Raw genomic sequence first — 14,263 nt, forward strand, 5'->3', positions numbered from 1 at the left:
ATTAGTTTTTCTCGAGCGCCCACAGGTCACTTTCGATGCTCTCGAACCTCTCCTTGAGGTGCTGCTGAACATCGAAAATGGCTCGATTGTAGTAATGCGGGGCAATCTCGCGCGTGAACAGCTCAAGCACCTCGGCCACCTCGAACGACCCCAGCTCCAGCTCGAAGCGGTCTGCAAACAGACGCTTGAGCTTGTCGATCGCCTGCTGCTCATGCTCGGGCGAGAGGGTCAGGATGGGTGGCTTGGCCTTGGCTTTGCTCATGTCGATTACCAGCGACCGTCCCACGCCGCGAAGTTCTGCAGCAACTGCAGGCCATGGGTATGGCTCTTCTCCGGGTGGAACTGCACGGCGAAGCGCGAACCGTCGGCCAGCGCTGCTGCGAAGTCGATGCCGTAACGGCCACGGCCCACCACCTGACGCTGATTGACGGCGTCGATGTAGTAGCTGTGGACGAAGTAGAAACGCGCCAGATCCGGGATGTCGTGCCACAGCGGGTGATCGACCGACTGAGTGACCTGATTCCAGCCCATGTGCGGCACTTTCAGGTGCTCGCCATCTTCGTGCAGGTCCTTGCCGAAGAACTTCACCTGGCCGGGAAACATGCCGATGCAGTCCACACCGTCGCTCTCTTCGCTGCTGTCGAGCAACGCCTGCATGCCGACGCAGATACCCAGAAACGGACGGTCCTTGCTGACCTCCTGCACCAGCGAGTCAAAGCCCAGACGGCAGATTTCGGCCATGCAGTCGCGAATCGCACCCACACCCGGAAACACCACACGGTCGGCTTCACGAATCACATCGGCGTCGCTGGTGATCAGCACACGGCCTGCGCCAACGTGCTCCAGGGCCTTGGCGACCGAGTGCAGGTTGCCCATGCCGTAATCGATAACCGCAACTGTCTGCATCAGAGAACACCCTTGGTGGAAGGCATCTGCCCAGCCATGCGCTCATCCAGTTCCACTGCCATGCGCAGGGCACGGCCGAAGGCCTTGAAGACCGTTTCGATCTGGTGATGAGTGTTGTGGCCACGCAGGTTGTCGATGTGCAGCGTCACATTGGCGTGGTTGACGAAGCCCTGGAAGAATTCCTGGAACAGGTCGACGTCGAAGCCACCAACGGTTGCACGGGTGTACGGCACATGCATCTGCAGGCCGGGACGGCCCGAGAAGTCGATGACCACACGCGACAGCGCTTCATCGAGCGGCACGTAGGCATGGCCGTAACGGCGAATGCCTTTCTTGTCGCCAATGGCCTGGCTGAATGCCTGACCCACCGTGATACCGACGTCTTCCACCGTATGGTGGTCGTCGATTTCCAGGTCGCCCTTGCACTCGATGTCCAGGTCGATCAGCCCATGCCGGGCGATCTGGTCGAGCATGTGCTCAAGGAAAGGCACGCCGATATCGAATCGGGCCTTTCCGGTGCCATCCAGGTTGATCGAGGCTTTGATCTGGGTTTCCAGAGTATTGCGCTCGACGTAAGCCTTACGTTCGGCCATCACCAGCTCCGCAAAATCATTGGGCGAAAAAGGCAATCATTATAGGCCCAGAACGGCCCCGCATGAAGCAAACAGACGACAGACAGGGGATTTACTGTGCAGCGCCCTTTTGCGCCTCGGCAAGTCCGCTTTTATCAAGCAACCTGTAAGCCACTGAAGAAACGCCAGCTTTTTGTGGGAGGCGGCTTGCCGGCGATGCAGTGGACGCGGTGGGTCAGGCAAATCGCGTCATCGTTCATCGCCGGCAAGCCGCCTCCCACAGTCCCGTATTTGCTACGCGACAGCGCCATGTTGAATACTGGGTCGCGCCTCTTATCAAACAACCTGCAACCCACTGAAGAAACCGGATTTTGTGGGAGCGGACCGGGCGGCGTTCCGTTTGTCCGCGAATACTGTATTTCAGTCGATGAATATTCGTCGGATGTAATGACCTTTTCGCGGACAAGTCCGCTCCCACCAAGTTTGCTGCGCGACAGCGCTGCGTCGAAGACGTGGTGGCGCCTCCCACACATCACGTTTCCCCAGCGGATTACATGTTACCCATCACTGGAGAAATCAGCTGAAAAGGCCTGCAATCGCGTCGCAGACCTTGTCGATATTCCCCTCATTCAATCCCGCCAGGCACATGCGGCCGCTGCGGATCAGGTAGACGCCGTGGGTATCCTTCAGCTCATCGACCTGCGCAGGCGTGAGGCCGGTGTAGCTGAACATGCCGTTCTGGCGGAGGATGAAACTGAAATCGTGCTGCGGGACCTTCTGCGCCAGCACCGCCACCAGACGAGTCCGCATGTCGAGGATGCGTTGACGCATCACTTCGACCTCGGTCAGCCACTGGTCTCGCAGTTGCGGCGAGTTGAGCACGCGGGAAACTACCTGCGCGCCATGAGCAGGCGGGCTGGAGTAGTTGCGGCGTACGGTCGCCTTGAGCTGGCCCAGCACGTTGACGGCCGAAGCGCTGTCTTCGCAGACCACCGACAGCCCGCCCACACGCTCGCCGTACAGCGAGAAAATCTTCGAGAACGAGTTACTGATGAACGCCGTGACACCAGCCTCCGTCATCGCACGAATGGCATAGGCGTCTTCGTCCATACCCTTGCCGAAACCCTGATAGGCGATGTCGAGAAACGGAATCAGCTCGCGAGCCTTGACCAGTGCGACCACCTGATCCCACTGCGCAACGGACAGATCCGCGCCGGTCGGGTTATGGCAGCAAGGGTGCAGCAACACGATGCTGCGTGCGGGCAGTTGTTGCAGCGCATCCAGCATGGCGTCAAACCTCACGCCGCCGGTCTGGGCATCGAAGTAGGGATAGGTGTTGACCTTGAAACCCGCGCCGCCAAACAGCGCGTTATGGTTTTCCCAGGTCGGATCGCTGACCCAGACCTGCGAATCCGGAAACGCATATTTGAGGAAGTCAGCACCCACTTTCAGCGCGCCGGAACCACCCACGGTCTGGATCGTGGCCACACGACCGGCGAGCACGGCCGGATTGTTCTCGCCGAACAGCAGGGTCTGCACCGCCTGACGATAAGGCGCGAGGCCTTCCATCGGCAGGTACAGCGAAGCGGTCTGCTCGCCCTCGGCCAGTTGCTGCTGTGCAGTGACGGCAGCGGCCAGAGGCGGAATGCGGCCCTGAGTGTCGTAATACAGACCAATGCTGAGATTGACCTTGTCGGCGCGAGGATCCTTGCCGAAGGTTTCCATCAACGAAAGGATCGGATCACCGGCGTACGACTCCACGTGGGCTAGCATGCAAACAACTCCTTAAAGAATGAAATCAGGCCGGACAACGATCAGGTCTGTGGTTCTGCTGCGGGATATTAACCCTGCCAGGGCTGGTATTTGGCAGAAAAATACACGTGTGGGGCAGGACAGGCATTAAACCCCACCTTACCGCTTCCTTGAGGCAGCATCCAACGTCCGCCGGGGCAAACGCCAACTGACCCTGAAGCACCTCAAGGTGATCAGTCGAGATCACACATCCACGCTCACGCCAAGCCGCTCCATGCGCCCGGTCATCAGCCAATCTTGATGACGACCTTTCCGAAAGCACCTCTGGCCAAATGCTCATAAGCCTCGCGAGCCTGATCGAATGAATAAACGTGATCGATCACGGGGCGAATCCGATGCTTATTCAGGAATTCATTCATCCGGTCAAATGACGAGCGTGGCGCAACGGCGATGCCGCGGATTGTTGTCTGACGGAAAATCATAGGCATCAGATTCAGCGCAGAGGTCTGCCCCGTCAAAAAGCCGATCTGTGCGATCCGTCCCCCCGCCTTCGTGGCAGCAATGGATTGATTGATGCCATCACCTCCCGCCACATCCAGCAGAAGATCGACCCCTTTACCTTCGGTGAGTTTAAGCACCTGCTCTGCCCATTCAGGGTGAGTGCGGTAATTCACACCTGCAAAAGCACCCAGCTTTTTCAACGCGTCCAGATTTTCATCCCGACTGGAAGTGGCAATGACGCGAGCGCCCAGCGCTGTTGCAATCTGTGCTGCAAAAACGGAAACACCTCCAGACCCCTGAACCAGAACCGTCTGACCCGGCTCGATCCGGCCAAAATCAACCAGCGCATACCATGCCGTCAGAGCAGCGATCGGAAGCGTCGCGGCCTCTTCATCCGACATGTTATCGGGGGCCCGCACGGCGCTGTCTTCGTGGATGATCATGTATTGCGCCAGACCGCCCGGCAGTGGCGAGCCGAAGCAGTAGTCAGGCTCATCCGGCCCGGGCATGCCATCCAGCCAGCGTGAATAAAGGTGCGAGTTGACCCGGTCTCCGACGACGAATCGGCTGACGCCATCACCCACTGCCACGACAGTACCTGCCGCATCGCTGACCGGAATAAGCGGCTTGGGTACCATATGGGGCTCATAAATGCCGTCAACGATTGCCTTGTCCCGAAAGTTGAGCGATACCGCGCCCACCTTTACCAGCAGCTCTCCGGCTTTGGGCACCGGAGTTTCAACGTCTTCCTGCACCAGATTGTCCAGCCCGAAGTCTTTCAGAAGCCATGCTTTCATTTTTTGTCTCCAGCCATTTTCAATTGCAGGAGGCAGACTCCTCCTTGCGCTGGAGCCATTGTTGAGGTTTCGTCGCCTGCGATAAATGCGCAGAAACCGACAGGATTGTTATCCTGATCAGCAACAATCATCTATTCAATATGCTTTGGGAAAGAAGACTTATGGAGCTTCTACAGTCGATGCAGGTATTCGCCAAGCTGGTTGAGTTGGGGAGCTTCACCAAAGTCGCAGAGGCATTGCAGACTGGACGTCCGCATGTCACCCGCACCATTCAGGAGCTGGAGGCCTCGCTAGGTGTCCGGCTCTTCCAGCGCACCACGCGCAAAGTAAACCTGACTGCAGAGGGCGAGCAATTTTACGAGCGGGTGAAAGAGATCCTGGCAACCATCGCTCAAACCACGTCCATGTTCGACCGTAGCGGTTCCACGTTACGGGGGCGGCTTCGAATTGATATTCCAGCTGCCTTTTCCCAACGCAGCTTCATGGGGAGCCTGAGAAAATTTACCGAGGCATTTCCGGGAATCGAGCTTGCACTTGGCGTGACCGACCGTGCAGTGGATCTCGTGGCCGAGGGCATCGACTGTGCGCTACGTATCGGTGATCTCCCCGACTCCAGCATGGTCGCCAGAGAAATCGGCACCGCTACCATGGTCACCTGTGCATCCCCGGATTATCTCCAGAGGCACGGCGTTCCCATGAGCCTGCAAGACTTGTCGGGCCATCGGTGCGTCAGCTTCCTGTCCGGTCAGAACAACAGACCGCTGCTCTGGCACTTCACGGTAGACGCTGACAATCATCCGTACACGCCTCGTGGCGGGATTACCTTGAACGAGTCGAATGCCTACGTTCAATGCGGAGTGGCAGGCTTCGGCATTGTTCAGGCACCGGGCATTACCGTTGAGTCATTCCTCGCCAATGGGGAACTGGTCGAAGTGCTCAGGGAGTTTCGTCCACGACCGCGACCGGTTTCCGTGCTGTACCCCAGCAGAACGCACCTTGCCCCTCAGGTGGATGCCTTTGTGAATTGGCTGAAGGAGCATATCCCACGACTGCACCCCAACTGGTTCACATCTCGCTGATCTGCGTTTGTATCAAGCGAAGCCCTTAACTGCAGCGCCCTCGAAAACCGGGCAAAAAAAAAGCGCATGCACCGAAGTGCACGCGCTTTTTCAGGACTCGCAGACTGTTAGTGGAACAGTACGGCGGTCTTTTGCAGTGTTACCCAGACGCCCCACGCCAGTGGAATGCCCACTGCCAGCCAGGCGGCAATCACCAGCGGCTTGCTGCCCGCTGAAGCTTTCCATTCCAGCGAAGTGGTCGCATCAGAGCCCTTGTCGTGGCCGATGGCTTGTTCAGCCGCCAGCTCCGCGTCGGTCATGAAGTACTTGTCGGCCACCGGACGGATCAACAGGTTGCAGATGAAACCGAGCACCAGCAGACCGGCGAGGATGTACAGCGTGATGTCGTAGGCGTCGGCACGTGCAACACCGTGGCTGAGTTGATACTCACGCAGGTAGTTGACCAGTACCGGACCCAGTACACCGGCTGCAGCCCAGGCAGTCAGCAGGCGACCGTGGATTGCACCGACCATCTGCGTGCCGAACAGGTCGGCCAGGTAGGCAGGTACGGTTGCGAAACCGCCGCCGTACATCGACAGCACGACGCAGAACGCGGCAACGAACAGCGCGATGCTGCCCATGTGACCCAGTGTCGGCACCGAAGCGTAGAGCACGAAGCCCAGTGCGAAGAACACGAAGTAGGTAGCCTTGCGACCGATGTAGTCCGAGCAAGAAGCCCAGAAGAAGCGACCACCGATGTTGAACAGGCTCAACAGACCGGTGAAGCCCGCAGCGATGGCGGCGATGGCTTTCAGTTGGTCAGCATTGAGCTGGCTGAACGTCAGGTCATTGCCCAGCAGCTTGCCGGCGAACACTTCCTGCAGCAGTGGCGAAGCCATGCCCAGGATGCCGATACCGGCCGAAACGTTCAGGCACAGCACCAGCCAGACCAGACGGAACTGCGGAGTCTTCCAGGCCACGCTGACGTGCACGTGACGGTTGGTGATCATCGCGTTCTTGGCCTTGGCAGCCGGAGCGGTCCAGCCTTCAGGTTTCCAGCCGGTCGGCGGAACGCGGTAGCCCAGTGCGCCGCCGATCATGAAGATGAAGTAGATCACCGCCATCACGACAAAGCTCTGCCATACGCCCACGCTGTCCGCAGAAGCGAAGTGACCCATCAGGAAGGTCGCCAGAGGTGCACCCACCATCGCGCCGCCGCCGAAGCCCATGATCGCCATGCCGGTCGCCATGCCGCGCTTGTCCGGGAACCACTTGATCAGGGTCGACACCGGGGAGATGTAGCCAAGCCCCAGTCCGATACCGCCGATGACACCCGAGCCCAGCCACATCAGCCAGATCTGGTGGGTATAGATACCCAGCGCCGAAATAAGCAGACCGCCACACCAGCACAGTGCCGAAACGACACCGGCCTTGCGCGGACCTGCGTGCTCGAGCCAGCCACCCCAGATGGCAGCCGAACAGCCCAGGAAGATGAAGAACAGGGTGTAGATCCAGCCCAGCATGGAAATCTGCCAGTCACAGGTCGATGCAAACATCTGTGCAAAGAAGCCCATGTCCGGTGTGCATGCCACAGGTGCCGAAACACCGACCGCTTTCGACAACGGCAACCAGAAAACCGAAAAGCCGTACGCCATACCAATACAAAGATGGATGGCCAGTGCGGCGGGTGGAACAAGCCAGCGGTTGAAACCGGGCTTGGCGATAATGCGCTCTTTGGACAAGAACGCAGGCTGAACGGCTGCGCCGCCCAATGCTGTGCTTGTGCTCATTATAATTACCCCAATGTGTGAAGCTTGCAGATGGTCCCGCTGATCCGCCACAGACTCCATGCCGAGCGGCCATGTCTGTTTTATCGGCAGGTTGTTCAGATACGTGACAAAAAGACGCACCCGAGCCAGCAGATGCGGAGACTATCACTTACTGATGGCCAATAAGCATCTTGTTACAGTGTTTTTATTATTAATATCACCCACTTAATCCACGTTATCTATGACCCCATAGATGCAGTCAATTAAACATCAGGAGAAGATCCATGCCGGTCTTAGTTGGGCTATTAAGTTCGCCCACTTTTCAGGATCAGGAAGACCTGCAAAAGATATATCTCGACGCACCTGCAGATATGTTCCCGCCCTTTTTCGGTGCAGCACAGTTGATCGAAACAACACTGGCAGACGGCGCCTTGCTGACCGGACGCTTCAACGACCGGCTGTTGGGCGCGGCCCGGCTTGAGCGCGGCAAGACTGTCTGGCACCTGTCTCATCTGTGCGTGCGCAAACCGACACGTCGACGCGGTGTCGCTGAACGCATAGTCTGCGAAGGGCAGAAACTGGCCCGGGAAGCCGGTTGCGAACTACGCTTGCTGGCAACCGCCGAGTGCCCCGAAGTCCTCGCCCTGGCGGCCAGGCTTTCTGTGCAACTGGACGTCGCAACGCCCTGAATCACCGGGCGTCATCCAGCCATGAAGGCATCCGAAGCCCGAGACCCTCCTCAGAGCGGTATACTCGTGGGCTATTTTTGAACATCGACACAAGGACTCGCCCATGAAAGCGTTCGGCAAAATCCTGGGGCTGTTTATTCTCGGGTTGTTGCTGATCATCGTGGCTCTCGGCTTTGCCCTGACCCATCTGTTTGATCCCAACGACTACAAAGACGAGATTCGGCAACTGGCACGCGAAAAGGCCAACGTCGAGCTGACGCTCAATGGCGATATCGGCTGGAGCCTGTTCCCTTGGCTCGGACTGGAGCTGCACGACACTCATGTGGCGACCCTGACCGCTCCCGACCAGCCCTTTGCCGATGTTCAAATGCTGGGCTTGTCCGTTCGGGTTCTGCCCTTGCTGCGCAAACAGGTGCAGATGAGCGATATCCGTGTCGAGGGCCTGAACCTGATGTTGCATCGCGATGAGCAGGGTCACGGCAACTGGGAAGACATCGGCAAGCCACCTGCCGTCGCGTCCACCGACGCGAAACCGGAAACCACGCCGACGCCGGAAGCACCGAAGCCGGAACGCTCCTCTCAGCCGCTGAAACTTGATATCGACAGCCTGACCGTGAATAACGCCCGCGTGGATTACAGCGACGCCCGAAAAGGCCAGACCTTCACGGCAGAGAGCATCCAGCTGAGCACCGGTCCGATTCGCGAAGCGTCGGATATTCCAATCAAGCTGACCGCCTTCCTGAGCACCAACCAGCCCGTGGTACGCGCCAAGACCGAACTGGTCGGCGAACTGCGCATGGATCGTGTACTCAAGCGCTATCAATTCGAAGACATGCGCCTGTCCGGCGAAGTCGCTGGCGAGCCACTCAAGGGCAAGACCGTGACCTTCTCGGCACAAGGTCAACTGCTGGTGGACCTGGCAGCCAACATTGCCGAATGGAACAGCCTGAAAATCTCGGCCAATCAGATGCGCGCGCTCGGCGAGCTGCGTGCCCGCGAGCTGGACAAGACTCCGCAGCTCAGTGGCGGCCTGTCTATTGCGCAGCTCGATGTGCGCACCTTCTTTGAAAACATCGGCCAGCCACTGCCGCCGATGGCCGATGGCGCACTCAGCAAGGTCGAAATGGTCACGCGCCTCAGCGGCACGCCCACCAGCGTGGTGCTGGACGGCCTGAACCTGAAAGTGGACGACAGCACCTTCACTGGCCGTGTCGCGATAGACGACTTCGCCAAACAGGCCCTGCGCGTGCAGCTCAAGGGCGACACCTTCGACGCCGACCGCTACCGCCCTGCCGAAAGCGAAGAAAGCAAGGGCGCCAAGGCTGCGCGCAAGTCCGAGGTGCAGAGCGGTGAAGCCGCAGCGGCCGCTGGAGATTCGCCATTGCCCGAACAGCCCACCAAGGCTGCCTGGAGCACTGCCAAGTTGTTGCCACTGGAGCGCCTGCGCACGCTGGATGTCGAGGCTGACATCAGCCTGGGCAAGCTGACCCTGAACAAGCTGCCTATCGACAATGCTGTGTTCAAGACCCAGGCATTGGGCGGCGTCATCAAGCTCGATACGCTCAGCGGCAATCTCTACAACGGCAACTTCGAGGTCAAAGGCAATCTGGATGCGCGTCCAGACCTGCCGACCATCAGTGTGCAGACGCGCACCGCCAAAGTACCGGTGGACCGCGTTCTGGAAAGCCAGGGCCAAACGCCGCCGGTGCGTGGCCTGCTGACACTGAACAGCAGTCTGACCGGCCAGGGCAACAGCGAGAAAGCGCTCATTGACAGCCTTAATGGCACCGCCAGTTTCGCGCTCAACAACGGCGTGCTGGTCAACGCCAACCTTGAGCAGCAACTGTGCAAAGGCATTTCGACGCTGAACCGCAAACCCCTGACCGGCGAGCCGCGCGCCAAGGACACGCCCTTCCAGCAGCTGGACGGCAATCTGGTCATCCGCAACGGCGTGGCGAGCAACCCGGATCTGAAAGTGCGCATCCCTGGCCTGACCGTCAACGGCAATGGTGACGTGGATCTGCGCGTGCTGGGCATGAACTATCGCGTCGGCATCATCATCGAAGGCGACAAGAGCGACATGCCGGACCCGGCCTGCGAGGTCAATCCGCGCTACGTCGGCATCGAGTGGCCGGTGCAGTGCCGAGGCCCGCTGGAACTGGGCGCCAAGGCCTGCCGTCTGGACCGCGAAGGCGTCGGCCAGATCGCCGCAAAACTGGCAGGCGACCGGATCAGCGAAAAACTCGAGGACAAGCTCAACGAGAAGCTGGGCGACAAGGTCAGCCCGGAACTCAAGGATGCGCTCAAGGGGTTGTTCAAGCGTTAGAAAAGCAAGGCGGCGCGATGTCCCTGACACAGCGCCGCCTCGCAAGATACAAAGGACTGTAGGAGCGCGCTTGCCCGCGAAAGCGTCCACTCAGTCACTGATGAGTCGCCTGATACATCGCATCGCGGGCAAGCGCGCTCCTACAACTATCAGCATTTCATCAGGTCACGAGCTGTTTCACAGGAGCCCACCAGGCGATGCAACCCGAGCAATTTTCCAGCGCAGTTCTGGATTGGTACGACCGCCACGGCCGACACGACCTGCCCTGGCAGCAAGGCATCACGCCGTATCGGGTCTGGGTGTCGGAAATCATGTTGCAACAGACGCAGGTCAGCACCGTGCTGAACTACTTCGACCGCTTCATGGAAGCCCTGCCGACCGTGCAGGCGCTGGCTGAAGCACCCGAAGACGAAGTGCTGCACCTGTGGACCGGCCTGGGTTACTACACCCGCGCCCGCAACCTGCAAAAGACCGCGCGTATTGTCGTGGCTGAACACGGCGGCGAATTTCCCCGCGATGTCGAAAAGTTGACCGAACTGCCCGGCATCGGCCTGTCCACCGCAGGCGCCATTGCCAGCCTGAGCATGGGCATACGCGCCTCGATCCTGGACGGCAACGTCAAACGCGTTCTGGCGCGCTTCACGGCGCAGGAAGGCTATCCGGGCGAGCCCAAGGTTGCCAAACAGTTGTGGGCCACGGCAGAGCGCTTCACGCCCCATACGCGCGTGAACAACTACACCCAGGCGATGATGGACCTGGGCGCAACGCTCTGCACCCGCAGCAAACCCAGCTGCCTGCTCTGCCCGCTCGAGCGCGGCTGTCAGGCGCACATGCTGGGTCTGGAAACCCGCTACCCGATCCCCAAGCCGCGCAAGACTGTGCCGCAAAAACGCACCCTCATGCCCATCTTCGCCAACGGCGACGGCGCAATTCTGCTGTACCGCCGCCCGTCCAGCGGACTGTGGGGCGGCCTGTGGAGCCTGCCGGAACTCGATCACTTCGACGACGTGCAGCATCTGGCAACACAACATTCGCTGGAATTGGGCAAGCATCACGAACTGCCCGGCCTGATCCACACCTTCAGCCACTTCCAGCTGAGCATCGAACCCTGGCTGGTACAGGTCCAGGAGTCCGCCCATCACGTGGCCGAGGCTGACTGGCTCTGGTATAACCTCGCCACCCCGCCGCGCCTGGGCCTTGCCGCCCCGGTGAAAAAGCTGCTCAAACGCGCAGCCGACGTATTGAACGCAGGAGAGTCGTCATGACCCGCACCGTAATGTGCCGCAAGTACAAAGAAGAACTGGAAGGCCTCGAACGCGCCCCTTATCCGGGAGCCAAGGGCGAAGACATCTTCAACCACGTCTCGAAAAAAGCCTGGGCCGACTGGCAGAAACACCAGACCCTGCTGATCAACGAACGCCGCCTGAACATGATGAACGCCGAAGACCGCAAATTCCTCCAGGCCGAAATGGACAAGTACCTGTCCGGCGAGGAATACGCCCAGGCTGAAGGCTACGTTCCGCCCGAGAAATAAAGCGTTTCGCGCAGTGAAGGTCGTAAGCGTCGGTAATAATTCAATATTTTTTGAGAACGCGCTTGACGACCTCCTGAAAAACACGTTTAATGCGCCCCGTTGCCCAGATAGCTCAGTCGGTAGAGCAGGGGATTGAAAATCCCCGTGTCGGCGGTTCGATTCCGTCTCTGGGCACCACCTTCCGTTTTCAGGTGATGCCAAGCACAGCTGAAAGCACACAAGAAACCCGCCTAGTGCGGGTTTTTTGTTGTCCGGGATTTACCTCATTCCTTACGACCACCCCCTGCGCGGTCGCGATTGAAACGAGTCAAATGTAACGCGACACATCCATTCGGTCGTGCAGGACACGGATAACAGCAATGCCATACTCCGTCGCGCGGAAATAAATGACATGCCGCTCAATGCTGCGACGACGATAACCTGAACGAATGTGATCACAGGCAGGTGCGGTTTTCGGATTTTGCGCCAGCTCAGCGAACGCCTCAGTAATAATGTCCACATAGTGGTTGGCCTGTGCTGAGCCCCACTCCTGAAACGTTTAGAGCCAGATTGCCTCCAGATCGCGTTCTGCGGCAGGCGCAAGACGGTATTCAGTCATGCGCGTTCAACATCCTTTTCTTGAACTCATCGACACTGAACCGCCGGGGCTCTCCGCTCGCCTCGCCTTCTATCAGTGCCTGGCGGATACCTTCAATTTCTGCACTACGCTCCTGCTCATGCCGAATCAGGTCGCGAATATACTCGCTGTCATTGGTGTATCGGCCCGCATCTATCTGGGCCTTGATCCAGCTGTCCTGCTGATCGGTGACGGTAATGGTCTTGCGAACGGTTCCCATGATTGAACCTCAAGTGAAATCATTGACGGCGATCATCTTGTCATACTATTGATGCGTTTTCGCACACCAGCGATCCGATAGGTTGCATCCACAGTACGTTCGCCCCCATGCCTATAACCGATTGAACTTAGCCCCACCCATCCCCTCGAACTCATACATTTGTTTTCAAAGGGAAAAATCCTGTGCTCAAGTTTACCGCCTCCGCCCTCGTCATCGCCGCCACCCTTGGCCTCGCCGCCTGCGACAGCAAATCCGAGCAGAAAGCCCAGGACGCTCAGGCGCATCAGGAAAACGCTCAGCAGAAGATGGAGTCGGCTCAGGCCAAAGTGAACGACGCGGCGAAAGAAAACGCCGAAGCCGCCAAAGACAAGGCTGCATCCAAGGAAGCCGCTGCCGAAGAGTCGAAAACCTTCGTGCCGACCTCCGAAGTGACCAACACCGTTCAGACACCTGAAAAAAAGTAAAAACGGCCTGTTTTCTTCACAAAGTTTTCACAGCCGATAAGCCATTGTAGAGCTGCTCCCAAGTGTGAATCCTTAAGCCCGCTCCCCCATCGCGGGCTTTTCTTTGTCCGGCGTTTGGCGCTGACCGCTTTCAGCTAAAAATTACCGCCATCCTCACCCTATCCCGCCTGTCCAAAACGTCATTCCAGCCCTAATGCCTTCAACTCTGGTGTCGATAGCCTGATGAATAGAGTTTCGTAAAAACAACACCAAAGGCGGCAGGTTATGTTCGGAAATAAAAGCAAAAACGAACTGGCAGCCATGAAGGCAGAAGTAGATAGCGCAAAAGGACTGATGGGCGCACTTGAAAAATCGATGGCGGTGGTCGAGCTGGATCTTGATGGCAGGATCCTGCGTGCCAACGACAACTTTCTAACAGCAATGGGTTATCGGGCCGAAGAGCTTCCCGGCAAGTCCCACCGCGACTTCTGCGAGCCTGAAATGGCACGCAGTCGTGAGTATGCTGATCTATGGGCATCGCTGCGGGCAGGGAAATTCATATCAGGCACCTTCAAGCGTGTCAGCAAAACCGGGAAAAGTGTCTGGCTAGAGGCCAGTTACAATCCGGTGATAGACGCTCAGGGCAAAGTGATCAAGATCGTTAAGTACGCACTCGACGTCACCCGGAAGGTCATGCTTGAAAACGAAACTCACAGCAAACTCAATGCAGTGGACCGCGCCATGGCGGTGTGCGAGTTCGACCCGGCCGGCCATGTGCTGACAGCCAACGACAACTTCCTGCACGTGATGGGTTTTTCGCTGACGGACATCAAAGGCAAACACCACAAGACCTTCTGTGAGCCGACGTTCGTCAACAGCTCGGAGTACACAGAGTTCTGGCGCAAGCTGAACCACGGCGAGTTCGTGGGCGGCCAGTTCAAGCGCCTGGGCAAGCATGGCCGAGTCGTCTGGCTGGAAGCGACCTATAACCCGGTCTATGACGTCGAGGGCAAGCTGTACAAGATCGTGAAGTTCGCCAGCGACATCACTGACCGTGTGGAAAAGCAGGAAGCCGACGCA

13 protein-coding genes, 1 tRNA gene and 2 pseudogenes are annotated in these 14,263 nt (G+C 58.4%); 8 read left to right on the top strand and 8 right to left on the bottom strand.

Translation table 11 applies throughout. The annotated features are described in order from the left end of the window. Nucleotide 1: 1 nt before the first annotated feature. From CFBP1590_RS25790 to CFBP1590_RS25810, 5 genes are all read right to left on the bottom strand, one after another. Complete coding sequence (locus CFBP1590_RS25790) at nucleotides 2-262, bottom strand: DUF2164 domain-containing protein (RefSeq protein ID WP_004883087.1); 261 nt, start codon at nucleotides 260-262, stop codon at nucleotides 2-4. Nucleotides 263-267: 5 nt separating this feature from the next. Further along, nucleotides 268-906, bottom strand: a complete 639-nt coding sequence (gene hisH, locus CFBP1590_RS25795) for an imidazole glycerol phosphate synthase subunit HisH (RefSeq protein WP_029243879.1) — start codon at nucleotides 904-906, stop codon at nucleotides 268-270. Then, nucleotides 906-1,499, bottom strand: a complete 594-nt coding sequence (hisB, locus tag CFBP1590_RS25800; protein ID WP_004883084.1) for an imidazoleglycerol-phosphate dehydratase HisB — start codon at nucleotides 1,497-1,499, stop codon at nucleotides 906-908. The genes hisH and hisB overlap by 1 nt, the downstream gene beginning before the upstream one ends. Before the next feature lie 555 nt (nucleotides 1,500-2,054). After that, entirely contained in the window at nucleotides 2,055-3,251 is a 1,197-nt protein-coding gene (locus CFBP1590_RS25805; RefSeq protein WP_088236202.1) for an amino acid aminotransferase, read from the bottom strand. A gap of 266 nt (nucleotides 3,252-3,517) precedes the next feature. Beyond that, complete coding sequence (locus tag CFBP1590_RS25810; RefSeq protein ID WP_088236203.1) at nucleotides 3,518-4,528, bottom strand: zinc-dependent alcohol dehydrogenase family protein; 1,011 nt, start codon at nucleotides 4,526-4,528, stop codon at nucleotides 3,518-3,520. 179 nt (nucleotides 4,529-4,707) lie between these two features. Here CFBP1590_RS25810 and CFBP1590_RS25815 point away from each other — a divergent pair, with 179 nt between their 5' ends. Next, nucleotides 4,708-5,607: a LysR family transcriptional regulator gene (locus CFBP1590_RS25815; protein ID WP_088236477.1), complete on the top strand. Its 900-nt coding sequence runs from the start codon at nucleotides 4,708-4,710 to the stop codon at nucleotides 5,605-5,607. A 107-nt stretch (nucleotides 5,608-5,714) separates the two neighbouring features. Here CFBP1590_RS25815 and CFBP1590_RS25820 read toward each other — a convergent pair whose 3' ends face one another. Next, nucleotides 5,715-7,376, bottom strand: a complete 1,662-nt coding sequence (locus CFBP1590_RS25820; protein WP_043306308.1) for an OFA family MFS transporter — start codon at nucleotides 7,374-7,376, stop codon at nucleotides 5,715-5,717. Between the two features lie 263 nt (nucleotides 7,377-7,639). Here CFBP1590_RS25820 and CFBP1590_RS25825 point away from each other — a divergent pair, with 263 nt between their 5' ends. The 5 genes from CFBP1590_RS25825 (at nucleotide 7,640) to CFBP1590_RS25845 (ending at nucleotide 12,081) form a co-directional block, all read left to right on the top strand. Further along, nucleotides 7,640-8,044, top strand: a complete 405-nt coding sequence (locus tag CFBP1590_RS25825; protein WP_029241407.1) for an acetyl-CoA sensor PanZ family protein — start codon at nucleotides 7,640-7,642, stop codon at nucleotides 8,042-8,044. Between the two features lie 103 nt (nucleotides 8,045-8,147). Next, entirely contained in the window at nucleotides 8,148-10,370 is a 2,223-nt protein-coding gene (locus tag CFBP1590_RS25830) for an AsmA family protein (protein ID WP_088236204.1), read from the top strand. Between the two features lie 197 nt (nucleotides 10,371-10,567). After that, nucleotides 10,568-11,635 (top strand): A/G-specific adenine glycosylase, encoded by a 1,068-nt coding sequence (gene mutY / locus CFBP1590_RS25835; protein WP_004883066.1) that lies wholly within the window; start codon nucleotides 10,568-10,570, stop codon nucleotides 11,633-11,635. Further along, nucleotides 11,632-11,904, top strand: coding sequence for an oxidative damage protection protein (locus tag CFBP1590_RS25840; RefSeq protein ID WP_004883065.1), 273 nt, complete (start codon nucleotides 11,632-11,634; stop codon nucleotides 11,902-11,904). Before mutY ends, CFBP1590_RS25840 begins: the two co-directional genes overlap by 4 nt. A gap of 101 nt (nucleotides 11,905-12,005) precedes the next feature. Beyond that, nucleotides 12,006-12,081 (top strand) — tRNA-Phe (locus CFBP1590_RS25845). A 130-nt stretch (nucleotides 12,082-12,211) separates the two neighbouring features. Here CFBP1590_RS25845 and CFBP1590_RS25850 read toward each other — a convergent pair. Further along, nucleotides 12,212-12,421, bottom strand: a pseudogene (locus CFBP1590_RS25850) (type II toxin-antitoxin system RelE/ParE family toxin); the annotation flags it as partial. A gap of 73 nt (nucleotides 12,422-12,494) precedes the next feature. Then, nucleotides 12,495-12,740: a type II toxin-antitoxin system ParD family antitoxin gene (locus CFBP1590_RS25855; RefSeq protein WP_088236205.1), complete on the bottom strand. Its 246-nt coding sequence runs from the start codon at nucleotides 12,738-12,740 to the stop codon at nucleotides 12,495-12,497. 182 nt (nucleotides 12,741-12,922) lie between these two features. Here CFBP1590_RS25855 and CFBP1590_RS25860 point away from each other — a divergent pair, with 182 nt between their 5' ends. After that, nucleotides 12,923-13,204, top strand: coding sequence for a hypothetical protein (locus CFBP1590_RS25860; protein WP_004883057.1), 282 nt, complete (start codon nucleotides 12,923-12,925; stop codon nucleotides 13,202-13,204). A gap of 333 nt (nucleotides 13,205-13,537) precedes the next feature. Beyond that, a pseudogene (locus CFBP1590_RS28645) lies at nucleotides 13,538-14,245 on the top strand (PAS domain-containing protein); the annotation flags it as partial. Nucleotides 14,246-14,263 lie beyond the last annotated feature (18 nt).

It is taken from the genome of Pseudomonas viridiflava, assembly GCF_900184295.1.
Lineage (GTDB): Bacteria > Pseudomonadota > Gammaproteobacteria > Pseudomonadales > Pseudomonadaceae > Aquipseudomonas > Aquipseudomonas viridiflava.